The following is a 1,156-nucleotide window of genomic DNA, read 5'->3' as shown; positions in this document are numbered from 1 at the left end:
GGAGACTCTGAATAAGTCTCCGAAATCAGCGATAATACGGCCATCGTCAACTGCCTAGGATTCATTACCGCATGGATCAGATCACTTTCTCCGAAGCCGAGTACCAGAACAAGAAGCGAAAGACCCGCCGAGAGCTCTTTCTGGAACGCATGGACAACTTGATTCCCTGGAAGCGGTTGGAGAAAAAAGTCGCCCGCTATTACCCCAAAGGCCAGACGGGACGGCCGCCGTATCCGTTGCCCACGATGCTACGCGTTCACTTCATGCAGTTGTTCTATAACCTGAGCGATCCGGCCATGGAGGATGCGTTGTACGAAATTGAATCCATGCGGCATTTTGCTGGTTTGAAGCTGGACCGCTTGCCGGACGAAACCACCATTCTCAAGTTCCGCCATTTCCTTGAACGCCACGGCCTTGGCGAGGCACTTTTTAAGGAGGTAAATAAGCATCTAGAGCAACAGGGCCTGATGCTGCGCGAAGGCAGTATTGTGGATGCCACCATTATTTCAGCGCCAAGTTCCACCAAGAACGAAAGCGGCCAGCGCGACCCAGACATGCGCCAGACCAAAAAAGGCAACGCTTGGCACTTCGGCATGAAAATGCACATTGGTGTCGACGATAAACTCGGATTGATTCACAGCATCGATACCACGGCTGCCAATGTTCACGACATTGTGCCTGCCGATAAGCTACTCCATGGTGAAGAGCAACGGGTCTTTGGTGATGCCGGTTACCTTGGTATTCAAAAGCGGAATGAGCACAAGCACCGCAACAGCGTCTCTTGGTATATAGCCAAACGGCCGGGCACCCGTAAGCAATTGGATGCCCACCAGCAGAAAGTCGAAAAAATTAAAGCCAGTATCCGTGCCAAGGTGGAGCACCCTTTCCGGTACATCAAACAAGTCTTTGGCTACAGCAAGGTCCGCTATCGCGGCCTCGCCAAGAACACACACCGTCTGTACTTGCTGGCGGCGTTCAGCAACCTGCTGATCGGTGATAAATACCAACTGGCGTAGGGCCAGTGCGCCCGTTTTCCGCCTAAAAGGCGGGAAACGGGCAAAAAACACACACATAACGGGAGAAGCGTGTCTGAATCTTTGATTTTTTGTCGACTCAAACCGCGATTGGCGATAATCGGCAGTTATTCAGACCTTCC

The 1,156-nt window shown here is 52.1% G+C and carries 1 protein-coding gene; it reads left to right on the top strand.

Annotated elements, in window-relative coordinates; translation table 11 throughout:
* The first annotated feature begins 71 nt into the window (after positions 1-71).
* Positions 72-1,016 carry an IS5 family transposase gene (locus R3F64_RS19335; RefSeq protein ID WP_253026933.1) on the top strand — a complete coding sequence of 315 codons (945 nt, stop codon included), beginning with the start codon at positions 72-74 and terminating at the stop codon, positions 1,014-1,016.
* Positions 1,017-1,156: the final 140 nt, after the last annotated feature.

The organism is Halomonas sp. 5021 (genome assembly GCF_036663435.1).
GTDB lineage: Bacteria > Pseudomonadota > Gammaproteobacteria > Pseudomonadales > Halomonadaceae > Vreelandella > Vreelandella janggokensis.
The sequence above is the reverse complement of the archived record's forward strand: the minus strand, read 5'-3'. Positions and strand labels throughout refer to the sequence as shown.